The following is a 23,201-nucleotide window of genomic DNA, read 5'->3' as shown; positions in this document are numbered from 1 at the left end:
CATAAATAAACATAAAAAAATAGAATCCCCCCCCCCCTGCCAATAAGAAAGTTTCTCTCTACCCGTCAGGCCAGGGGGAAACGGGGGCGGTGCTAGCAAGCCATGAGCCACCAAGGTTTTTGCGCCACCGCTGTTGGAGAGGAGGCTAAACTCGGGGGCATCATGCGGGGGCACCCTAAGAGCGGAACAAAGACCGTTTTAAAACAGATATTATTTCCTTAGAATGCTGTATTTACTAAAGACTCTAAGGGAGCTGGGCTAATTGATTCACATTACAAATCAAGATTCCATTGATAGACATATTAAGATGGGTACACTACCTCAAGTTTGTCTAACGTACCTTGCTAAAGAATATAAGGAGATACATGAATCCCTTCATCAGGACGATGATAATCCTTTTTCCCTGCTGGAACAAGGTTACCGTATGTTGTTTGTTCAGTTAGAAGATAGCTGCACACTAACAGATAGTACCGTGATTGTTAATCTATTAGAGACTGAACCAGAGTATGTGGAACTGGTAGAACTGTCCGATGGAGTTTGTATGTACCGAGCCTGCCTTATGCCCGACAACGAGTGTTTTCTGCTGATTTATGCGCTCAGGGGCGCTTTAAGGCTAGGACTGGAACAGTGGTTTGCGGAGCATTCTGGATGCCTGGCTAAGGAGGACTTTGAATGAAACCCTCCAAGCAAATACCAGCAAAACGAATTGAGGTTGTTTCTCTGCGAATGGTACGGGAAAAAACATCATTACTCTATCCTAATCGCGTGATTCGCTCACCTCAAGATGCAGCTGATCTGTTTCGTCAATTTATCGGTGATTGTGATCGAGAATCGTTTTGTATCCTTTGCCTCAATACGAAAAATGAACCAACGGCTATACATCAGGTATCTTGCGGGTCGCTGAATGCTTCCATTGTTCATCCTAGGGAGACGTTCAAGCTGGCCATATTAAGTAATTCGGCATCTATCTTGGCCTGTCATAATCATCCATCAGGCCAGTCAGATCCAAGCCCTGAGGACATTGAAATCACAGAGCGATTGCGGGACAGCGGCTGCCTTTTAGGGATAGATTTACTGGATCACATCACCTTAGGCGACAATGCTTTTGTCAGCATGAAGGAACGCGGATTAATGTAATCATCTACCATTAGAAACACTAACAACAGGAGGATTCCCATCATGCTATACTTCACCATCATTTCTCGAAAAAAACTGAAGCAGTCCTGCTCTGAACCCGATTCAAGTTCCATGCAATCAAATGAACAGGTAAAGGAAACACCCGAACAATATTATCAACCTGCCGTTGAACTGTTGAATACTATTCTCAAAAAAACGTCTTAAGCAATAACCATTTACATCATCCTAACAGCGGCTCCTCTGGTGAGGGGCCGATCCTTTACTAACTTTGTACATTCAGAGAGGGGAATTATTATGTCTTTAAGAGCAGCCTTTTACTTAAGATTTTCCAGTGATAACCAGAGAGATGAATCCATCGACGCACAAAAGCGAGCAGCTGAGCATTACTGCAAGTCAAACGGCTATAAAATAGTAGCAGAATACGAAGATCGAGCAAAAACAGCAACCTCTGACAAGCGTCCTGGCTTTCTGCAGATGATTGAAGACAGCGGAAAAGGATTGTTCGATGTAATCATCATCCACAAACTGGACCGTTTCAGTCGCGACAAATATGATAGTGCCAAATATAAAAGAATTCTTAAAAAGAACGGTATACGCTTAATTAGCGTAACGGAAAACCTGGATGACTCCCCAGAGAGTATCATTTTAGAATCTTTGCTTGAAGGTATGGCGGAATATTACTCCAAGAACCTTGCGCGGGAAGTGATGAAAGGCATGAAAGAAAACGCCTATCAGTGCAAGCATACTGGAGGATTGCCGCCAATCGGGTACTCGGTTGATCCCGTCACCAGAAAATACATCATCAATGATGAGGAACGCGGAATCGTAGATACAGTTTTCTCGATGTTTCTCGCAGGCTACGGTTATAACCAAATCATTCGAGAACTGGCAGATAAGGATTACAAATCACGATATGGTAAGCCTATCAGCAAGGGGACTTTAGGTACTATCCTCCGTAACGAGAAGTACACCGGAGGGGAGTCGAACCCCTGTTTTATGATTTTTAAATGGTGTTACTTTTGATTAAAAAGCACCAGAAACCCTTATTCTAAAAGGGTTTCTGACTTTTTTAAATGTTAAGTCGTGTTGCTTGGTTTTGTCTAAATTTAGATCCGTTTCAGTCGTTTGGCTACACATGGGCTACAAAAAATCGAGGGGATTCTGGGGTGAAGTACGGTAAAATTTATTTTGTGTTAGTGGACATTACCCATAACATGTACCGTATGCGGGTTAATCCGGCCTTACCAAACAATCTGATTTAATCTGATAAAACCTTAATATAACAATATCTTCCACAATATCATTATGTGAAAACACGATCTTATTGGGGCGGTTGGTGTTACACTTTATCACCAATTTAACACCAACGATAAATGGACTCATAAACGATGCATGCTTCAGAATCCCAGATTAAAAATGAGCTTTTTATGCTTTGCTTGAGATAAAATTGACGATCTTGATTCTCAACTTGGAAATGGAGGGGGAATACTGCTCCTTTCATGAAAGACGAGGATATCAAGGTACTTGTTCGAACCCCCCTCAACAGGAGTAGTTCATACTAAAGCAGTCCCCACTTATTCCAAAATTCCGTTCTTCCCGCTTGTGATGAAATATTCTATTATCACTTCACTACCATTCCGGTCTATCAATTTCTCCAAGAATGTAATTAAGTCCGTAGTGGATGAAATCTATTAATTTCACGAAACCCAGGTCAATGAAATTTAAAGATACTCATCCTGCGATACAATTTTCGCTTCTGGTTGAAGACAAACTACAATGCCTTCATCTTCATCTTCCCTGTCATCAAAAAGTAAAGCATAACTGCCATTGCGTTGGAACAATAAAGTACGTGGGACGAATCGTTTAGAAGCGTCTCCTTCGGAATAATCAGTCAGAAGAAGCTTTTCAACCGATTTTAAGCGTTCATTTTTGTGGTCACCAAAATCAATAATTGCTGCTTCCTGATCAGCAGTAATACCATCCTTTTCAAAATATGCTGCCGCTTTGATGATTACGCTATAGTTATTGTTAAACAGTGAAATTTCCGTTTTTGCTTTCCACCCTACGTTAAAAACAAGCTCACCAAACACCGTACTATTCATTACAATTCACCTGTTCCTTTCTTGGCTTCAGAGATTCCACCGCTATGCGTAAAATTCGCATGAATTTCGTTAGGGACCTTCTGCATTGTTCTCATATCCTTACATTCGTGCCACGTATAATTATTGTCTTTGCGCCATTGTACAACTTCTTTGGGATCACAATCTTTTTCTTTGGCTAGGGCAATATCAGCCCTATCGAAATTATCAGTACGCTCGGTAGAGAACGGCTCAATCTCTACTTTACCTTTGCTAACCTCGCTAAAATCCGGCTCACCGTCCTTATAGACAATCCCATTATCTATACCGTATTTATCGAGTAGTTGCCCCATCGTTAAGCCTTCTGGGTTGGAGCGCGTTCTTCCTTTCACTTCAGACGGGATATAATCATGATCCGGAATCCATTTGGAGTTGCCTCGTTCACCGTCCCAATGTCCATTATTACCTTCAATTGGACAATTTCTTAAATTTCCAATCTCAGGCCCTAACGGTTTATCATATTCGCTCATCGGTTTTTCGAAAGTTTTATTCTCTGCCATTTTGCCAAGCGGACAGTCGGAAAACCGTTTTAGTGAAGTCTCTGTTATGTCTTTAAACGATGCAATACTCATATATTCCCCCCGCCGATTTTCGCAAAACTATCCTTTACATCATCGATCCATTGCTTATAAATCCGTTCACGAGCCTCTGATTCTTCTTGCTGTACGCTTATGTCTTTCATCAAGCACTGGCTTAAGGCAAGGATTACTTCTTCGGAGGCTTGGGATACGAACTGATTTACAAGTCTGGCAAGTTTCTCGGTAAGCTCTGCACTATTGACGGAAGTAGACACTAAGCTTTCGACTTGCGCACGAACACCCAACAGGCCCATTATGCGACGGGAAAGCTTAATGAATTCATATGGATTCCATACGGACAATTGACCCTCTAATTGATATTCGGAAATTTGCTCCTCAACAAATTCTCTATTGTTCGATGATAAATGAAGCATAGCCAAACCGCGTTCAATTTCGTTTAAATTGAAGTCCAACCGTTCACGCACTCTACCCTGGATAAGCAACGACAGGAGCTGCGTCCAAACCTTTTGGGCATCCGCCGCCGTCAAATGTGCTTTGCTATCGTACTGTTTTTCATCTATATCGCATTTATGTACTTTAACTAATACAGGCTCTGCCCAATCATTCTGGTAAATAGCCGCAACGCCACGCTCCAGCTTTGACAGCTCACCAATCTGCTCTTCGTTCAAATTTGCGGCATACCCTACAAGCTCACGGTCGCTTCGTTCCGGCAATCTCAGAATAATTTTGGTGTTCGTGTTACGAATGACCGACATATCTAATAACCCGGGTGACTGATCAGCAATAATAAATCCTTCCCCGTACGTTCTCATCTCTGCGATCGAATTAGCGAGCATCTCTACCGATTTGCCAAGCAGATTGGTACTCTCAGCGGATTGCTCTGTTGATGTTCTCTTTAATAGAACATGTGCTTCCTCAAGCACAGTGATATGTTTAAGCGAACTATTCGTTTGGCCAGAGGTCATCCGGTATTCATTGAGTTTCATAACGAGCAGTCCCATAATAAGCGACTTGGTTTCCGTTGATCCGATGCGGCTCAAATCTACAATAACGTTTTTATCGAACAGTTCGGCATCAGTTAAGTCATCGCTTGTGAAAATCAGACCATTCAAACCATTCGTCAGTGAGCGCACACGAGTACACAAGGCACCGGAGTAATCGCCCTTGCTATCAGACGAGTACTTGGATTCAATTATCACGTTTTCAATCTGCTCCAACAAGTCTGCAAAATTCGGATATATATTACCTTTCGGATTTTCAGAGGTGCTTAAATTCCAGCCTACCTCAGCATAAGAACGTTCCATCGCTTCCTTTAAGATGGCGGGCATTGCAGCATACATTGGCCAACATACATTAAACAATTCAACAAGCCTATCCAAATGCTCTAGAACATGAATATCGGACGGAAAACGGAACGGATTAATTCGAAGCAAATCATTTTTTTTAGGATTAGTACCATAAACTGATACGTCGGCAAACTGTCCAAATACGTTTTTGTACTCGCCTTTTGCCGGTTCGATAACCAGAAATGGGATATCGTACACATTCCGTAATTGATGGAGTATTTCGTATACAGTATTGCTTTTTCCTGATCCGGTGGAGCCTGTCACAAACGTATGCATTGTCATCGAATCGCGGTCAAGACGCACCTCGGTATACGTCTCACACCCCATCGTAAACACATTGCCGAGAATAAAGCTACTATCGCGATTTCGGCGCCGATCATACTTAACAACTTCCCGACCGAAATCAGTGTGTTCGATGACGGGAAAACCGCACACCGATTTTCGGGGAAGCCCCATCTGAATCGCTAGCTCGTTGCCGCTTACAAGCGACGAAGCTGTCACAGGCAAGTTGATAGATTGTGAGCGATACTCAAAGAGAGGATGAACAAAGTTCGTAATGTACTCTCGAAGCATAGGAAGCTGTTTGGTGTGTTGGCGTCCCCAGAAGTTAATAGCCGATGTTTCCACACCGGATTTCTCACCCTTCATCAATGCTCGATAGGTGCCTGCCGCCATCTCCGCAGTTTCTTGGCTATCTGACAAGAAATACGCAGCACATTCCCACATGCCCAGACTTTCGCAATCATCAATACGCTTTAACTGCAAATCAATTCGCTCAAGCGTGTTCATAAGCGTTTTATTTTGCATCGTAAGCTGCATATTGTCAGAAGTACCGGATGTTAAGCCCTTCGTCTTAGTATTATTTTCACTCGTACTTTCATTGGACGTATCTGATTCCCCAAACGAATCTGACGAACTCTCGGAATAGCTTTCGTTCGTAGATGTTCCTCTCGTTGTTGACTTAGTGTTAATCGCGCTAAGACCAACATGGCCTGCCATAATCGCTCCTGCTGCGGCTAGACTGGCGCCTCCCGTTAGTGGAGCGGCAACAATGCTTGCTGCGCCAAGCAATGCCGCGCCAACTCCTTTTGCAACCATGGTGGCGGTGTCGGTCTTGGTTTCAGATTCGTTTACTATCGAACTCATTGAGCGACTGGTGCCAGTTTGGGTCGAGCGGTTTGTCGAATGTGACGTTCCCGTTGTCGTTCCTTGTGAAAAGGCATTAGAAACATTTAACGCGGTATTCGTGCCATAACTTAGCTGCATATTTGCAAATGGTGACAGCTGAGTATATATATTTTCATAGGCGCGTCGTGTTTCTGCTAACTGGGTGGCTGACGTGCTTTTAGCCAAAATGACGGCTGTATAACGCTGACCCTGCATGGCCAACACTAGCTTGTCGAGCCCTTGAATAAAGCGTTCATTATCGTTGAATTCCGTATCTTTGTTGTTAGCAACGCAGGAAACAGCCGCGATGTTCTTCGACTGGACGCCCGACAGAACCTGCTCTGCGGTAGAGTCGAGAAGATCGTTCGTCTTAACCCCAGGGAACTGGCCGCGCAGTGCATTTCTCAACGTATCTTTGAGCGATTTTGTTGTCCGCTTATCGTCGAGTGCGCGAACGCCCATATAAAAGTCGGTTCTCTGACCATCGCTGTCGGCAATAATGAATACACCGCAGTTCAGGTTTTGCACCGAATTGAATACAGAAGCAAACTTGTAGGTCGAGTACTCATCGTTTTGATAGACCATTTCGTTTATTTTAAACAAACGAATATCGCTTATCTGCTTCAGATTATCGGGGAGTGGAATAATATCAAGCTCGGTGAGCTTGGTTAAGTAGTTTTTGAGCACAATGTCGTCTACAAGCAAGCTCGCCTCGGCAAGCTGACTCTGCAGTGTATCATAGCTTGGGACATTGCTGGTTGGCGGGGCGGAGGTTATTAATTCGCTTTCGTTCCCGACATTCACCGCCACCGTACTCTTCCCGCCAGTCAAGTCTATAAAATCACTCATAGTACTACCTCCTGTTTGTTGCGGCCCACACGACGGCACCAACGATGACCGCTCCTGCGGCAGCGCCTGCGACAAAGCTGCCTCCGGCAATTGCGGTGGCCGTACCGACGACGACTCCGCCTGCGACGGCTCCAGTTGTGACTCTGGTAGTGCGCAATCGCTTATTTTGCTTAACAATCCATTGCTGTTGCCTGGGACTGGGGGGCGATGATCGCCACGTGCTGTTAGATGGTTCGCGAAAGGGATATTTACCGTTATTAGCACCACCGATTCTGCTACTGCTGCTGCCGGGAACACTACTGCTACCGCTGCCGTTTGAAGATCTTACTGGTGTATATGAAGCAACCGGGCGTAGATATCTAACGATCTCATTGAGACGACTGATCCGTTCGTGCGAAAAGTTGCCGACGACTTGAACCATTAGTTTATTCATATAGTCGTCGTTCCAGGCAGTTTTATCTTCTTCAAGCTCTCGTCCATCGTGTTCATCATAAAGCCCGTTCATATTTCGAGCATACTGTTCCATTTGGTTGAATTCAGCAAATGTCGGGTCAACAAGCAGACTGTCTTTCATCATAATCCGGACACCTATGACATTCCCCGATGCAACGGCGCTTCTAAAAGCATTAGTTATCGCCAAGATAATGTTCCCCCTAAATTTCCATAATTAGTTCCACTTTGGCTTTGATATTTTCTAGCCAATTGAGTTTGCCTTCCGATTCCTTAATACGTTCATCAGCTTTCTCTTTATCGGTGGCGTACCCTTCCAGTTCGGCAAGCTTTTCCATGAGCACACCGTCAAGCCTAGTAAACTCTTTATAGAAACGATCAACAATTCGGTTGGACTGCTGAAGTGCATGTTTGCGAGCGGCCTTACCGTTTTCGAATAAACTCTGCTGTACGAAGCTTAAAAACTCTTGCGCTAGTTCATCGCCTTTTATGTAGCGGATCGTTTTGTAAATATCGCGGTACTTTGTAACAGACTCGCTCTTTGGCCAAAATTTCACACTTTTAAACCAACCTCTTGTACGCTCTTTAACATCATAACTTTCCTGACCGACAACCCGATCTTCTTCGCGTACAAGATGCCTTGCTGAATAATTTAGTCCCTGTACACTACCATTCATTATTTTTAAGGGATCAATGGATACACTATTGAGATCTTTGGTATCCATTTCATCAATTAATGAACGAAGCTTCTTCTTATATTCATCCAACAAGGAGGCTACTGTTTCTTTCAAGTCCATTCGTATAAGATCATCCAGATCTTCTTCAAAATCCGGTTCTAACTTCTCTACGAACTTCGTCAATCGCACAACTTCTTCCTCGGCATCCTCGAGTGAAAGCTCCTGGCCCTGTGAATCGTCGATACGTTTTGTGATCTGTTTTTGGAACTTCTGTATTATTTCTTCTACCACTATATTGGAATATTTAGTCACCTTGGCAATCGCATCTTCGACATTCTTCTTAAATTTCTTAGCATCGTTTGCACTATCTATTTTCTCGCGGATCAAATCAATCATTTTAACAATCCGCTTACTATCATCGCGGTTCTTAGCAAGCTCGCGCTTCGTTACTTCTAAACAGTCTACTTCATCCAGTTTGTGTATGAATATGTCGACAATATTTTTGATTTTGGCTGTCTTGGCATACTTCTGCACATACTGGCGAATCGCAGCCTCGATAGAGACAATGCCAGTGTGAATTAATGCTTCGTTCGCATTCTCGTTATCTCTGCCATTCCACGCGGCCATTGCAGACGCAAGCTGGCCATTGATCTCGCCACGAATGCTTGGAGGGAGTGATGCATACGTTTCAAAGTGCAACGTCTCGTTGCGGTTCAACTTTTTGACCTTCATTTCTGTCTCATCAACTGTATCCATGTCCACATCCGCCCCGCTTTCCATCAGCCTGATGTTAAGCGCTGGCAGTGCGGACGCAGGGTATAGATTCGGATTCGCTATACCATGGTTTTTCAGATACGCGCGTACGCGCTCTAACGTCTGACTTGTATCGCCATCTTCCTTTTTGCGATCATCCAGTTTATTAACAACGAAGATGAATCTATCCTTCGACTGCTTGCCCCCAACACTCATACTCTCAGCGACGCGATTCAACAAAGCATTGTCATCGTCTGTCCCAAATTCTCCTGTCATAATATAGAGTACGAGCGCCTTTGACGATTTTCCGAGAAGCTCACTCTGAACCTTCCTATGTCTAGAGTCACGCGAATTGTTCGGTCCCGGTGTATCAATGAGCACAAGCGATACATCTTCCGACGAAACGAATGGAATATTTCCCGAAACATGGATGGCGGAAATGTTCTCACTGGAATTCAAACGTTCCATGATCGGATAAGTTAATTTCGCATGCGTCTCAGCCAATTCTCCCTCTTTATTGTACACCTCCGCCCCAAATGGTACGGCCTCCTGCGTTATGTCCTTAATTCGCGTAATGATTGCCGTGCAGGCCTCTTGCTTGGATGGCATCAACTTGGTGCCGAGCATCGCGTTAATAAGCGTGGATTTACCAGCGCTCATTGTTGCCACAACACAAACCTCGAAATCGCGGCTTTTGGCATGCTGGAATGCACTTACGATTTCCAAATTTCTGAGTTCATCGAAGGGACCTTGTTGAATTTCTTTGAATACCTCGTCGATAAGCGCTTCCTTATCCGACGTTTCTTTGGCTGGTTTTCTTACAATCGTTGCCGTTAACTCGCCTCTTTCATGTGATTCGGTGAATACATCGACCAAGTCCTCATAATCGAGCAACGTGCCGTGAAATGTAATTTCAAAATTCGTATCATTGTATTCTTCGACAAGTATGCGCGGGAGATCCTCAACCCATTCCTGCAATCGGGAGCCGTCGCCGGCCTTCTCTCCAAGCTTACTGTTTTGCGCCAATCGCTTCCCTTCAACAGTAATCTCTGTTTCGAGCTTATATGGATTGTACTTCACAAACACTTTTTTCATCGGTCGCTTCCCCCGTATAGTATGTTTTCAAGACCGTAAAGCCCACATCTTACTGCAAGCGCTAATTGCTCATCTTCAGTCGCTTGAGATGGAACCGTGAATGTATTCAAGTAGACAGAGAGATCATATTCTACCCTGCTGAATTTTTTTACATAGTAGTCATACTCGTCTTGCTCATCTTCAGTCAAAAACTCATTATTCTGCTTCATCTTAATTAATAACGAAAAGTAAGCAGATATCGGATAAACAATAGGGTCCTCATATCCGAGGTGAAGCAAATCATTTTTCACACCCTCAATACTTGTGGTAATTGAATCATCTGCGCTTTTGAAGTCATCAAGTTTATTTAGCACAAAAACAACCTTGTTTCTTGGCACCTTTTCGGATATGTACTTCAAGTATCGAATTTCCTCGTCTGTCCCAAGTTGATTAGCGTTCAGCACATAGATCAGCTTATCGTACTGTTCTTCGATCAAAGCTTTGCGGGTCAGGATTCCGTGCTCCCGATTGGTCGCAGAATTTACACCTGGAGTGTCGATTAGACAAATTCGACTTGGAGGATCCGAATGAACGAAAGAACGGAAATGGGAGGCAATATTACCACTACCTATTTTTCTAGGATTCATCAGATCTTTATATGTAGAACTCAGATTAAGCTGCGTCGCGCGCAAGTGAACTGAGCCATCTTCAAACGGCTTGTTTAAATAGAAATGCAAGTTTGCTGTACAAGCTTCTTGTGATGTTCTAGCGACTTGCTTGCCGATAAGAGCATTGATAAGCGTGGATTTTCCAGCGCTCATATTGGCCGTAATCAAGATTCGTAGTTCCTGTTGCGCTGTAAATCTTCGGTTTAACCGAAATTGATGAATCAATCCCTCGGCAAAAAGCAATCTTTGCGGAATCGTCTCATCGGTAAATAGATTAGATACCAACACACCCAGTACAGCTTGCTGTCGTTTGTTTAGGTATCTCTGCATATCTTCTTGTACCTTCTCAATTGTGCTCTTATCTGCTACGATAAGCGCAATATCGCACATTAGCCAAAAACGGTATTTCCACATCCATGGTCTAAGAGAGTCGTTTACAACCGAATGAATAATGCTATCACGGTTTTTGTCAGTTACAGCAATTGTATTATCTTCTTCGACAAGCATCGCTTGATATTGTGATAACCGAGCATTTGCGTATTCGGCAACACCTGGGCATTGGCTCACAAAATACTCAAGCGTGACATAATAGCGTATCCTCGTCTTTTTCTTTGCTTTCCTCAGCGGATGCGTTATTAAGCTATGCGAGGTTACAAAGTTACTTCGTTGATTACCTTCCATTCGTAGCTATAACACCTCAACCTTCTCTCCCTGACCTCGTATCCACATATCAACACCGTTTCCATATGCTTCAACTGAAATTACATAAACCCCTTCATTTTCTGATAATATCTCTGCCGTCGGTAATCTGTCCAACACGGCCTCAATAGAAGTGCCGCTAAACTTAAACTTCACTCTTTGCAATTCACCCGAGTACATGAACTGCACCCTCTTGCGAAACTCCCCGTCGTTGAATTTGTCCTTATATGGCACTTTGAACTTGGTTCCCGTACCTTGAAAACTTCCAATCCTGTCAATACGAAATACTGTTGGGAAGTCATATCGACCATCAGCCATGAATGCAATTAGATAGAAATAGTATTCTGAGAACATTATGGAGACCGGTTTCACTTCATGCCCCCGCTCCATGCCGTCTTGGCGGACATAGGAAACCAGTATTACTTCATTTTGCGTTATGTACTGAGAAAGCCCCCAAATTGTCCCGAGAAGCTTTTTTCCATGCCTTAACGGAACGTAATAAAACTGCTCGTTACGGATCATGCTCTCGACCTGCTTACGATCATTTGATGTTACCTGTGCTAATAATTTTACAACAAGCATATCCAACTCTTCCTTGCAAAACGCCCTACTCTCAAGAAGGATTTTGCATACTGCTAAAACCTCTTCATTTGTAATCCATTCGCGTTCCATACGGACAAGGTAGTATCCAGAACGAATTCTGTCATATTTAATCGATACCTCCCCTTCCGCAAACCGAGTATCAGCTAAATACACTCTTAATTCGTCAATATCACGCTGAATGGTTTTTTCTGTTACACCATACCGTTTGGCAAGGTCTACCTTCTTGATAATTTCACCTCTGTTAAGCAACTCATGCATATTCAACAGACGAAACCCTTTATTGCCGTTAAAATCAAGGTTCAAGCTCGATTCCCCTTCTTTCAACCGTTTCCCCAACTATATCACGATAGGTTGGACATATATTGGGGTTAGGAAAATTCCATTAGACTAATTTTTTGGCTCACTATAGTTTCAGAGACCCATGAAATACGCCCTAATATTACACTTTTTCACATGTCGAATGTTGTATAATTTTGTAGTACGAATGATAAGGTTTCAAAATATATGCTTTATAGACTGAATTATTAAATTGTATATTGAAAATCGTTCACTCCTTGATGGGATAATAGGAAATAATTAACTTTTAGGACGTGATCTCATGACAAACTCCGTTGAAAAGCATCGAGTTGAAACGACTCTTCGTGATACTTCCGACAAACCGATGAATCGTCGGCCGGGATACTTTTAGTTTGCACAAGCAATTAGAACCTTGCAGAACGCAAAAAAAGCCTTTAGGAAGGAAGATGAACGCTTCATTGACCTTCGACACTATCGGTCAGCAGGTATTGAAGCAATTCCTCCAAAGGCTTATTCAAACAATCTAAGTATTTAAGGATGGAAAGATTAAAATAAACTACATATCTTTCGATCGCTTCCCCGAATATGTCCCTCCGAAGACGTCAAATAGAATTTTTCAAGAATGAGATACTTTTATAAAGAAGTTGAGAACTGGAATGATTAAGGGAAAAACCCGCTCTGGGAGCGGGTTTTAGGATAGAGCCGGGCTTACTGTTGAAAACCCTGTCGATCCTTTCGTATCAGTTAGTCGGTTTCTTGCTGGTATCAGAAATGTAACACCTTAAATTGACATTGAAACTCAGTTGTCCTTATTAAACCACCATCTAAACAACACATATGTCAGCAAATAACTCATAGCGGTCATTATTACAAAGAGCCATGGTTCCTTCAAACAGTCAAGCCAAGATACATCCATCCCATAAATACCAGTTATTACTGTAAGGGGCAAGAAGATGGCCGATATCCCTGAGATTTTCTTGTTGAACCTTTCACGTTGCTCACTTTTGCGTTCCTCTTCCTTCAACCTAAGATTCTGCTCCGCACTTTCTGTGAGTGCAGCTAGTGCCTCCATCGTCTCATGCAGTTCCTTGAACAAGTCATCGATTTTCAGGCGATTTCGCATCCATTCATACAGAGCGGCATGATGAGTGCTACGTGAAACCTGCTTATAGGAAGATCGGAGCATAAATTTCACAATCCTATCTTTCATACGGGTCAGAATCTCACTTTGCTTCCCAGGGTCATTCTCATGAAGATCCAACTCATGGGAGATATGGGATGCCTGAACGGATAAATATAGTAACGCAAACTTCTGATGCAGGATCAAAAGATATAAATATGTATAGGTATTTTGAATATGGCTGAAATATTGGTTAATGAAAAACTCATCTGTACCCGCATCTCCAGTTCGAGTTATCATATTGGCTAGACCTTCGCTCGAGATCCCCCAGCAACTGTTCCCGAACAAACGCAGCAAATCCGGATTCTGCCAAATGTTTTGCTCCGCTCCAGAAGGTTTATAGGTTGCCTTGAAGCTTCTCCTCATATGAAAAAGATAACGATCCGCCATATCCGCTTCTGTTAGACTGTCAAGTAGTACCGCCGAGAAGACAAGAGCCTCGGTCGGCCGTCTCTTGTTCCCTTCGAAGAAAGTTTCCACGTCTATACCTCGCAGAATCTCCAAGCTTATATCACTAAGCTGAAGATCCCTTGACACTGCCTCATTTATAGATAACCGCTGCTCAAATGTCAGGTGATGATCGAAATTCATGAGCTTCTTCAGATAATAAACTGCTTCGATTTGCTCATCGATGACCAACTTGTTTGGAAATTGTATATGATACAGCAAAAAGCCGACCTGTGTCTCGAACAGGTACAGCTCCACTTCACGGATGTAGAAGATCCAGTGCTTTTGTTTCGTACTACAAGTAATCGGCTGATTATAGTTTGAGGGTAAGCCGACGGATTTGCGGGCACCTTGCTTCATGCTCCATAGTCTGCCAATAGCTTCATTCCTGTTGTACTCCCCAGATACAAGATGCTCGGCATAGTCAAACAGGCGGTCAGCTGTCTTTTCCTTGGACTCAAAAACCCCAGCATCCATCTGCTCCTGGCATGCTGAAGCGAAAGGTTTCTGATAAGCGAAAGGGATAATCATAGTCATGTATTGCTTCACAACTGTCGGTTCTTGCACTTTATTCCCTCCTTCAATTATCGTTCCACCCAATTTGTTCAAGGATTATTATACTGTCTTACTCCGGTCAACTATGCATTTTATTTCCATCTCCATAGAGTCAATAAACTCTCTATACTCTCCTCCAATAGAGATATTCCATTCCTCGTCCCAAATCGCCTGTTCATCAAAAGGTTTGCGCAGCAAACGGCTGGCATGTTTGGCAATCAAGAGGTTCCTTATCTTATAGACTGGATAACTTGATACTGTTTTTCTTTTGAAGGACTCCGATGACTTTCCCGCACTGTAGATAGCATCTTCAAATTTGCCAATTGCCAGTTCGAGGAGAGCTGCTTCCTGATAAGCTTTTCCGAAACCTGATTTATATCCCACCTCGTCAAAAAGCTCAATCGCATTGGCTATGTATTCTTGAGAAAGCCCATAGTTCTCTCTCAAACGGTATATAGTCGATAAACAGGCATATGATTTCCCCTTCTCAAGCCTTGCATTAAGCTCATAATTAACATTTAAGGCGGCTTCCACGTATTGCTCGGCTATCTTCAAATCAGTAAACACATAGGCCATGCCCAAACTATTGTAGGAACGTCCTAATCTGACTTTATCATTGTAGTCTTCAAAGATTGTGAGCGCCTCGCTAAACAAGGCTATGGCATCCTTGAAATCACCTAAATCATAATAGATTTGACCTTTGATCCTGATGAGATCTCCTTCAATTACCCGCAGTCTATAAGATTGGGCCATCTTTATCGCCTTGTCCAACTCTGCCTCTGCCTCTACAAATTTCCCTCTCACGTACAACATGTCGCCAATGATGAGCAGCACTTCCGTGTAAATTTGGGGGGCAGATTCGACATCGTAACGTTGAAGCATTTCTTGGCATATCTCCAACGCTAAATCGGGCATTGCATACTCCCGGGCCGTATTGGCATATTCTAATAATATTTTTAGAACAATATCGGTTTGAGCATGGAGTAACTCATCCTTGATCTCTTGGAACTTGTAAAGGGCCTGATCAAGCATACCACGGTTTCTTAAAATAGTTGCCTGTTCGAACTTTAGACGGATTAACAGATTCTTTTCCAGTTCCGAACCGTATCTGCTCTCAATATTATTCAGAATCTCTTCACACAGATCAAAGTTTCCGTAATATATGGCATCCTCAAAGGCATCCAGGATATGCCCGATCATTCCTTCGTTTGTATTAAATGCTTCGAACAGCCGATAAATCCGATTTCTGGCTGCACTAGAAGAACGGCTGAAGGTATTCGATAAATCGAATAGAAGACGGACAACAGCTTTTTTGAATGTATTCTTCGGGTCCCCACACAGCTCGATAACTTTGGGAATATCGCCTATTGCATAATAATGATACGGCAGATAATGAAGTCCATAATTCAAGTCCTTCTCTTCATAGGGCTCGCAATAATTGATTATCAAACGATGGTATTTAACCAACTCATCCTCGTCCAAAGCGCATTCGCTGTCTCCTAATGCGTATTCATATAGTTTTTTATGGAAGAGCCTAATTTTATTGTCATATTTCACTGTGTACGCCGCGAAATAATTGATATATTTCGCTACCTTATAACTGCTCACTTTAAGAATACTCGCCAATTCATTTGTACTAAGACCCTCTTCAGCCAAAGCAAGCAAGGCAAAGATATCGAAATAAAGGGGGTCAGAATTATCCCGGAGATCGACCATCAAGCGCTCAAAAAGAATCTCAATACTGCGTGGCAGCTTGTTCATATATTTATCTCTGTCAACGTCATTACTTTGAACAATTTGCTTCAGTATGCAATGGATGAAAAGGGGATTTCCAGAGGTACATTCGATCAGTTTCAGGATAAAGTTAGGGTTAGAAGAGCCTATTTCAGCCTCAACCATTTTTTCTACTTCTCCGAAAGTAAGCTTATCCAGCGTGTACCTTCTATTGAACTTGTCTTCCAGATCGGTCAGTTCCTTAATAATTCGGGAGCTCAGAACAAAATAAATATGCGGTGGCAAAAATTGCGGCAGGAATGAAAGTTGCAGGCGTTCGCCAATATACAGCAATTCATCAAGAGCATCAATGACTAACAACTCTTTGGTATCCGCCGCTGCACATTTTTGTGAAAGCAGGTAAAGTGCGTTGCTGAAATCCTTGGTGAGATCATTCATATCTTCCGGCAGTTCTCTTGGCTTCAGTCCCAGTCTGGATTCAATCTGATACAGCAACGACTGAATCATAGCCTTTTCACTATTGCGCCCACCGTGATTCGAAATAAAATGATGCATACTGCCTCTGTCTTTGGACACTCTGGCGAGTAAAGAAGTTTTTCCTTGCCCCGGAATTGCTTCAATGAGGTAATAGCCTGATTTACTTTCATCCATAAATGTATCTATTAACTTCAGAACATTGTCCCGGCCCTTGAAGGACTGTGTATGGAAGTCCATCAGTGCTCGCTGTTCATCAAAATAATAGTTCTCCCACTGCTCATCAGTATCTGATCTCTCAACAAATCCTCCACTTTCCTTGAAAAAAGGCTGTACCATCTGGATAAACATTTTGGAAAGTATCTTGTACTCATCATCAGCAGTATCCAGTGGAAAATTGGAGCTTTTAGCGCTCGGAGTAATACTGAGGTAAGTCAGTTTTTTTATGACCCCGGCTTTATTATTATTATCTTCGTACAAATAAATATATTTCTCTTTTTCCTCATGAATATAATTAAAGTAGGAGAGTGGACTCACCTTCAGATGGGCTTTGCCACAACCATTTTCATTAAGGATGTAGATGTCGCCTTCCACGCAATCCGCTCCGAGTGTAAGCTCATTATAGTGATTTGAGATGTTGACACCGTTTAGTTGATGGGAATAGGTTATTGTGCCTTCTTCGATCTCAATGGGGGAAATGTACTGATAATCTGCCAAAAAACTAAGCTCGCGCAACATATTTTCCAAGCCAGCAAGATGTGTATCAATTAACTGCTTATATTCGTTATCGGATAGGCTCAGACTATGTCCTTTCTTCTGGTTTCTAAGCTTAATGAACTCGTCAAACACATTATGTATTCTGGTTCCTTTAGCTTTGTGCTTATCGCCCTTGAAGAACACGGGGTATGATTCTCTCATGAAGAGCTTCTCTTCATTTCCAGTAAAGGATTTCAACGTTTCTCTTAAGATTTCATACCAGTCTCCCAGCGAAAGTTTCTTGTTGAATTTCTCACCCAGCCTCTTGTTCCATTCATTATCAGGGCAGCCACAGTCAATATAATCGGATAGCACAACAATAGCCATGAACCGAGTGGTTACTTCAAATACATCCAGTAAAGTTAAAAATGTAGCCTGGTATGTAGTCCTACCCTTATTTGCCATTTTAATTTCGGTTTGCAGTTGCTGGTAAAATACAGCTATAGGAAATGGATAGTGGCGAAGCACCAACTGTATATTATCTATCATCTTCATCACTCCCTATGTTAGATTATAGAACGGCCCCATAATAGTTCATCCCAATTCTCTCTTCAGGTTATCGTGCATCCCTCTGGGTCTTGTCGGCAGCCCCGATTCATATAAATGCGAAACATCACCCAGACCGATACATCTTGGCATTGCGACCGATTCGGAACGTTGGTCGAAGATAATGGTGGTGACTGAGCTGGGCGCCAACCAGAATCCGGACCATGCGATCGTTAATGGAATCTGCAGAAGATGAGCAAGCCAAGTCAAGCCAAATCCCGCATGGCAGAATACTGCAACTTTATCCTGATTCGGCTGTAAGCACTCGTATACTTTTCCTTTACGTACATATCCCAAACTACCGATAAAACGATCCGAATCCTCCTTAAGTCTCTTGAAATTATTATCTATAGAATTCCCGGCATAGGCGCTGAAGGTGTGCCAGTTGTCATGATTTGGGAACGGCTCCTGGCTCAGAAGTAACTCCGCCGGGACATCCCATGGATTTTTGTATTCCCCGGATCCCTTTTTCATCCAACTTAATTCCTGCATCCAATTCTCAATCCTTGGCTCTTTATGTACGATTTTTGCCGTATACTTCATCGTATCAATAGCTCTTTGCATGGGAGAGGAGTATATGGCGTCTACTCCCTGGTAGTCCAATCTCTTTGCTAACGCGGCAGCTTCCTTATGCCCGTAATCAGTAATGGTACCCTTTTCGTAATCAGGATCGGCATGCCTGATGATATACAGCTTCATTAATTAAGCCCTCCAATAATTATTTTCGTATAGAAGGTAAGTAGCAGTTTTATTAGCGGGATAGTATGTCGTATATATGTTCTGCTGAGAAGCATTTGTTGCCCCAGAAAGCGGAGGCTTGCAACAGCTTAGTCTCTAGTTTGGACGCAAGCTGCTTCTTAAGGACTTCGGATGTTCCGGCGGTATGAAATTGACCGACATATCGTACACTGTCAATAAGCAAAGCCCTTGCCTGCTCGGCCTTCAGATAAGAGGTTAAATCGTGTTCGAAGCCTGCAAGAAACCGCGTGGGTAAGCTGTCATGCAACATACCGACGAATAGTTCCTGTTCCTCGGGCAGATATTCCATCTTGAACAGATGAACTGCGACATCATAGAGGGGATCAGCGATCATAGAAAGCTCCCAATCCAGAAATACAATTTCAGTGTTACGCAGAATGCAATTCTTCCGGTGAAGATCGCCGTGTGACAGTACAAAGGGCCTCGGTGTCAATTGTCCTGCTATCCTGCGGAATCTCTCGAATAGATCATCAGGAAGCTCAAACATCTCATATAAATATGAATAATGACCCCGAAGCTTCAGGTAGGTTTGCTCTAGCAGGGAAATCATGTGTAAATAAAAACCTTCCGTATCACCGCTCTGCGGCCAATCCTGGAAGTAAGTGCACAGCGGGTTTCCGATGAGTTCTAGAGAAGACAACTTCTGGAGTAGCGCTACAGTTTGTGGAATAAATTGTTCGGGAAGCCTACACCCTCTCGGATAAACATCATTTATCAGTTCACCCTCAATGAACTCCATGATCATAAACTTTGGATCCTCACTAGACTGGTACAACCTGGGAACCGGGAATCCTTCCAGATTATTGAGCAAAGAAAGCATCTGAGCTTCTGGAATCATCCTAGGATTCATAGGTTCGCTGTCCTCTATGGGGACGCGAATAATAACCTTCCGACCCTCCAATTCTGCCGTATAATTAAGATTGTTGTAGCCACTGATGGGCTTAATACTTCTTGTCATTTTCAAAATGTCCATAAGTCTCAATCCTTTGTGATTATACTTTCACTAAATCAATGTAGGCATCATAAATTCTGATTGATAGCATGTAAGATTATGGTCTATGATTCGGATACGAAAGCTCAACCTCGGTTCATAAAGTTTGTTTGTCCGTTTTACTTCGTTACAGTTTACCGCCTCCACCCGAGAGCGTGCAAGGATTCTTTGTAAACTTGTTACAAATAAGCCAAAGTGGTTTTACAAATATCAGTAACAGAGGGCTATAAAACAGGTGATGTGACTATAACTGAAATTTAAAAAAGCACCTCGAGTATTAAGAACTCCATAAATTTCAAATACAATCCGCCTAAAAATACAGACAATAAACGCAAACCCCATTAATTGAGCGGAGTTTAACATGGAGACGAGCCGTGGCTTGCCAATTTACATCGCGTAATGATTCAAATATTTGGCTAAGTTGCCTAGCTACACAACATTTATAACAACATTGCCGCAATACCATCCAACTGGGATCTGATCTCTTCCCATTCACCACTTAAATCAAGTGTCTTAACGCTGATTCGATTTCCGCTCATTCTATATTCATTGTCTGGCGTTATTTCTTCCTCTGTTTTAGCATAAAGCAAAACTCCGCTTACATTACCAGTATTGTTTGTATCCTTATTTTTCACATATGTAAATATTTGATATAAATGTCCAGAGATCAAAGTTGCCTTATCAAATTGGGGATTCTTTTGCATCGTGTTTCCGTAGTACTTTGTATCAATAATCAGTGTTTCTTCCCCGCGTCTCAGCGTAATATCTGTTTTCATTCGGGGTAAAAAATCAGCAAAACCATCATCCACAATCCAATCAATGTGTGATGCACCCGCCTTAAGGTTCGGATATTTCCGCTGAAAATATCCAAGAACAAATCTTTCAAATAATCTGTGCATATGCTGATCGTCAAGATACTTACTAAGTTTGTACTTTCCTGATTTAACCGTGCACCCGAGTCATGATAACGTGATTTCAGAATGCACACCTCTCGCTATGCAATCTCTTGAGTTGAGTGTCCGTGAAGAAGGAATCCTATATCCTCTAATTATCAATCAGCATAATCAAATTATTGATGGCACTACAAGATGGTTAATAGCTCAGAAGCTAGGTATCTATGAGGTGCAGGTTTATATAATCGATTCCGATTCCAATTGTAACTCTGAAGAATTTCTGCTACTTACGCTGAACAGATCTAGAAGGGATAATGAACACGATCTCATTAAGCTAGCTAAAATCGCTAAAAGGCTTTATGTAATTTTCGATATCAAAAGAGGTAGGAAATTGGGACACGGTGACCCAAAAGATGCAAAATATGTAGCAGATCTTCTTAAATGTAGTCAAAAGAAGATAACTAGGCTATTGAGACTTCTTCAGCTTATTCCTTCTATTCAAGACTTAGTTTCTCAAGACAAAATTGGAATTAGCATTGGAAACAAGATTGCATCTAAGCTTAATGAGGAGCACCAACATGCCTTTTACAATGTCATTACTAGATTGGATATTAGAAATATGGGAAGCCAAGAAATTCACACCTTGATTGAACAATTCAAGAATGACCTATTACAACCTATTGATGAGATTTTAGAGGAGGATTTGGAACTCACAACGTTTGATGAAGTTATTAGAGCTTCTTCCGGCGAGCATTTCCCATTAGTTATGAAAAATCTCTCCGAAGTCCCAGTCGAAAATATTATTAAAGATATTGTCAAAGTCTATCATAACACCACCTTTTGCTACGAAGAAAACCGTTATCCGATAAGTAAACAAAATCACATGAAACTGATTGCAACCGTTGAAACTTTATTGGGCTATCTTATGGATAAGGTGGGATCCGTGAGTTGAATATGACTTCAGGTCCCTCACCGTTGGAAGCACAAACCAAAAAGCTCTTTAGGCATATCCGTACGGGTAGTTACAAAACCCGGGCTCAGTATATGGGCAAGTGTCATAATTTTGCACGATTCTGTCATGATACGTATAAAGTCAGTAACATCCGAAATATTAACACTGATCATCTAGCGGCCTATATTGTGACCCGACAAAAAGATCATATCGCTGGAACAACAATCTGCGATGATCCTTCGGCTATTCGCTTTCTGATGGATCATGTTTCTAATCCACGCTATCAGATTTCAACCAATGCTGAAATCGAAGAACAGTATGATCTACTGTTGGGTAATGAACCTCTAAATCCGGGTAATCGCGCGTGGGCAACCAATGAATATGAGACATTCATCCATACTTGTGAAAATATTAGTGCTTATAATCCCATTGATGTATCTGTTCTTTGCATTAGCATGGGGTTACGTATAACCGAGGCAGTTGCCTCGACCAGGTCGCAAGCAGAATATGCACTTCGCACTGGGGAGTATCAAGTCAAACACGAGGCTAAAAATGGAAGATGGCGTAAAGTCCCATTAAGCCCTGAGGCAGAGAAAATGTTCTTAAGGCGTCTACCCGAGGTGCCACGCGGAGGTCATCTTTTCATCAAACCTGATCAAAAAATGCACTTGGCAGTAAACGAGCATGAACACTTTTTACGGTGCATCCGAGGTAAAATAATTAGTGAAGAAGGAATACGAACAAGAACCATTAGAAAGTCCGCAAAAACCTTTACAAATGAGATAACTTGGCATGGTCTACGTTATTCATATGCTCAGAACAAAATGAAACAACTACTTCTAAAAGGATTCAGTCACGATGCTGCTAGACAAATTGTATCTCAGGATCTTGGTCATAATCGACTGTCTGTTGTAGACGTGTATATTGGAAAGAAAGGTTGCTACTTGGATTAAAACCATTCTTTACACCTTTGAAAACAAATTGGAGGGCTCAAAATGGAACCAAATCTCTTTACTATAGACGAAGCGCGAAATATTTTAAGGGTGGGTCGGAACGTGATGTATCAGCTGATTAAGGAAGGCCTGCCTCACATAAAGGTAGGCAAACAAATTCGTATACCAAGAGAGGCACTATATAAATGGATTGAATCCAAAATGTTTGTCTCTTGAATCGAGTGACGAACCTCGGCCTCTCACATCACCGTACATACCATTCGGTATACAGCGGTTCATGAATATACGTATGGATTTGTATCTGACCAAAAGCGCTAAGTCCATTGGATTTTCAATGTTATCCAGTGCTCCTGATAGGAATTGGTCCCCCTGCTATTCACCAATACCCTTTCGGGTATTCTTCCATCCATAGGCTTTATCCTTGGGCGTGCTAAGGATAAAGCATTTTAACTTCCTATTCCATAGAGGATCAATACCTTCTGCGACCCTTTTTTAGTACGATGCACCTTACTGATACTTACTCCACAATATCCAAAAGAGGTCACAGAAGGTATCTTCTGTGGC

17 protein-coding genes are annotated in these 23,201 nt (G+C 42.4%); 5 read left to right on the top strand and 12 right to left on the bottom strand.

Annotated features, from left to right (window positions below):
* The first annotated feature begins 262 nt into the window (after window positions 1–262).
* The 3 genes from NYE24_RS21190 to NYE24_RS21180 all read left to right on the top strand — a co-directional run bounded on the left by NYE24_RS21190 (window position 263) and on the right by NYE24_RS21180 (window position 2,160).
* Window positions 263–676, top strand: a complete 414-nt coding sequence (locus tag NYE24_RS21190; RefSeq protein ID WP_342476580.1) for a hypothetical protein — start codon at window positions 263–265, stop codon at window positions 674–676.
* The gene (locus NYE24_RS21185) at window positions 673–1,137 is read left to right on the top strand and encodes a JAB domain-containing protein (RefSeq protein WP_342476579.1); all 465 of its coding nucleotides are present in this window, start codon (window positions 673–675) and stop codon (window positions 1,135–1,137) included. The genes NYE24_RS21190 and NYE24_RS21185 overlap by 4 nt, the downstream gene beginning before the upstream one ends.
* 294 nt (window positions 1,138–1,431) lie before the next feature.
* Window positions 1,432–2,160 carry a recombinase family protein gene (locus NYE24_RS21180; protein WP_342476578.1) on the top strand — a complete coding sequence of 243 codons (729 nt, stop codon included), beginning with the start codon at window positions 1,432–1,434 and terminating at the stop codon, window positions 2,158–2,160.
* Window positions 2,161–2,858: 698 nt separating this feature from the next.
* Here NYE24_RS21180 and NYE24_RS21175 read toward each other — a convergent pair.
* From NYE24_RS21175 to NYE24_RS21120, 12 genes are all read right to left on the bottom strand, one after another.
* Window positions 2,859–3,239, bottom strand: a complete 381-nt coding sequence (locus NYE24_RS21175; protein WP_342476577.1) for a hypothetical protein — start codon at window positions 3,237–3,239, stop codon at window positions 2,859–2,861.
* The gene (locus NYE24_RS21170) at window positions 3,239–3,847 is read right to left on the bottom strand and encodes an HNH endonuclease (protein ID WP_342476576.1); all 609 of its coding nucleotides are present in this window, start codon (window positions 3,845–3,847) and stop codon (window positions 3,239–3,241) included. The genes NYE24_RS21175 and NYE24_RS21170 overlap by 1 nt, the downstream gene beginning before the upstream one ends.
* Window positions 3,844–7,176, bottom strand: coding sequence for an ATP-binding protein (locus NYE24_RS21165; protein WP_342476575.1), 3,333 nt, complete (start codon window positions 7,174–7,176; stop codon window positions 3,844–3,846). Before NYE24_RS21165 ends, NYE24_RS21170 begins: the two co-directional genes overlap by 4 nt.
* Before the next feature lie 4 nt (window positions 7,177–7,180).
* The gene (locus tag NYE24_RS21160; protein WP_342476574.1) at window positions 7,181–7,753 is read right to left on the bottom strand and encodes a hypothetical protein; all 573 of its coding nucleotides are present in this window, start codon (window positions 7,751–7,753) and stop codon (window positions 7,181–7,183) included.
* Window positions 7,754–7,829: 76 nt separating this feature from the next.
* Window positions 7,830–10,151, bottom strand: coding sequence for a dynamin family protein (locus tag NYE24_RS21155; protein WP_342476573.1), 2,322 nt, complete (start codon window positions 10,149–10,151; stop codon window positions 7,830–7,832).
* On the bottom strand, window positions 10,148–11,479 hold the full coding sequence (locus tag NYE24_RS21150) for a dynamin family protein (protein WP_342476572.1): 1,332 nt from the start codon (window positions 11,477–11,479) through the stop codon (window positions 10,148–10,150). The genes NYE24_RS21155 and NYE24_RS21150 overlap by 4 nt, the downstream gene beginning before the upstream one ends.
* 6 nt (window positions 11,480–11,485) lie before the next feature.
* Window positions 11,486–12,403, bottom strand: a complete 918-nt coding sequence (locus tag NYE24_RS21145; protein WP_342476571.1) for a WYL domain-containing protein — start codon at window positions 12,401–12,403, stop codon at window positions 11,486–11,488.
* 793 nt (window positions 12,404–13,196) lie between these two features.
* Complete coding sequence (locus NYE24_RS21140; RefSeq protein WP_342476570.1) at window positions 13,197–14,591, bottom strand: CorA family divalent cation transporter; 1,395 nt, start codon at window positions 14,589–14,591, stop codon at window positions 13,197–13,199.
* A gap of 48 nt (window positions 14,592–14,639) precedes the next feature.
* Window positions 14,640–18,032: a tetratricopeptide repeat protein gene (locus NYE24_RS21135; protein ID WP_342476569.1), complete on the bottom strand. Its 3,393-nt coding sequence runs from the start codon at window positions 18,030–18,032 to the stop codon at window positions 14,640–14,642.
* Between the two features lie 45 nt (window positions 18,033–18,077).
* Window positions 18,078–18,788 carry a histidine phosphatase family protein gene (locus NYE24_RS21130; protein ID WP_342476568.1) on the bottom strand — a complete coding sequence of 237 codons (711 nt, stop codon included), beginning with the start codon at window positions 18,786–18,788 and terminating at the stop codon, window positions 18,078–18,080.
* A gap of 52 nt (window positions 18,789–18,840) precedes the next feature.
* Window positions 18,841–19,821 carry a phosphotransferase gene (locus NYE24_RS21125; protein ID WP_342476567.1) on the bottom strand — a complete coding sequence of 327 codons (981 nt, stop codon included), beginning with the start codon at window positions 19,819–19,821 and terminating at the stop codon, window positions 18,841–18,843.
* 458 nt (window positions 19,822–20,279) lie between these two features.
* Entirely contained in the window at window positions 20,280–20,738 is a 459-nt protein-coding gene (locus NYE24_RS21120; RefSeq protein ID WP_342476566.1) for a restriction endonuclease, read from the bottom strand.
* Window positions 20,739–20,766: 28 nt separating this feature from the next.
* Between NYE24_RS21120 and NYE24_RS21115 the strand changes: the two genes are divergently transcribed.
* A complete protein-coding gene (locus tag NYE24_RS21115) occupies window positions 20,767–21,684 on the top strand; it encodes a ParB/RepB/Spo0J family partition protein (protein WP_342476565.1) in 918 nt (305 codons plus the stop codon).
* A 2-nt stretch (window positions 21,685–21,686) separates the two neighbouring features.
* Entirely contained in the window at window positions 21,687–22,637 is a 951-nt protein-coding gene (locus tag NYE24_RS21110; RefSeq protein ID WP_342479275.1) for a phage integrase N-terminal domain-containing protein, read from the top strand.
* The last annotated feature ends 564 nt before the right edge of the window (window positions 22,638–23,201 follow it).

Source organism: Paenibacillus sp. FSL H7-0350 (genome assembly GCF_038593195.1).
Lineage (GTDB): Bacteria > Bacillota > Bacilli > Paenibacillales > Paenibacillaceae > Paenibacillus_AQ.
The sequence above is the reverse complement of the archived record's forward strand: the minus strand, read 5'-3'. Positions and strand labels throughout refer to the sequence as shown.

What these genes read in the sequence shown, in the direction of transcription:
- NYE24_RS21185 (WP_342476579.1), top strand. Translation starts at nt 673, where the DNA reads ATGAAACCCTCCAAGCAAATACCAGCAAAACGAATTGAGGTTGTTTCT.
- NYE24_RS21180 (WP_342476578.1), top strand. Translation starts at nt 1,432, where the DNA reads ATGTCTTTAAGAGCAGCCTTTTACTTAAGATTTTCCAGTGATAACCAG.
- NYE24_RS21175 (WP_342476577.1), bottom strand. Translation starts at nt 3,239, where the DNA reads ATGAATAGTACGGTGTTTGGTGAGCTTGTTTTTAACGTAGGGTGGAAA.
- NYE24_RS21170 (WP_342476576.1), bottom strand. Translation starts at nt 3,847, where the DNA reads ATGAGTATTGCATCGTTTAAAGACATAACAGAGACTTCACTAAAACGG.
- NYE24_RS21165 (WP_342476575.1), bottom strand. Translation starts at nt 7,176, where the DNA reads ATGAGTGATTTTATAGACTTGACTGGCGGGAAGAGTACGGTGGCGGTG.
- NYE24_RS21160 (WP_342476574.1), bottom strand. Translation starts at nt 7,753, where the DNA reads ATGATGAAAGACAGTCTGCTTGTTGACCCGACATTTGCTGAATTCAAC.
- NYE24_RS21155 (WP_342476573.1), bottom strand. Translation starts at nt 10,151, where the DNA reads ATGAAAAAAGTGTTTGTGAAGTACAATCCATATAAGCTCGAAACAGAG.
- NYE24_RS21150 (WP_342476572.1), bottom strand. Translation starts at nt 11,479, where the DNA reads ATGGAAGGTAATCAACGAAGTAACTTTGTAACCTCGCATAGCTTAATA.
- NYE24_RS21135 (WP_342476569.1), bottom strand. Translation starts at nt 18,032, where the DNA reads ATGATAGATAATATACAGTTGGTGCTTCGCCACTATCCATTTCCTATA.
- NYE24_RS21130 (WP_342476568.1), bottom strand. Translation starts at nt 18,788, where the DNA reads ATGAAGCTGTATATCATCAGGCATGCCGATCCTGATTACGAAAAGGGT.
- NYE24_RS21125 (WP_342476567.1), bottom strand. Translation starts at nt 19,821, where the DNA reads ATGGACATTTTGAAAATGACAAGAAGTATTAAGCCCATCAGTGGCTAC.
- NYE24_RS21120 (WP_342476566.1), bottom strand. Translation starts at nt 20,738, where the DNA reads ATGCACAGATTATTTGAAAGATTTGTTCTTGGATATTTTCAGCGGAAA.
- NYE24_RS21110 (WP_342479275.1), top strand. Translation starts at nt 21,687, where the DNA reads ATGACTTCAGGTCCCTCACCGTTGGAAGCACAAACCAAAAAGCTCTTT.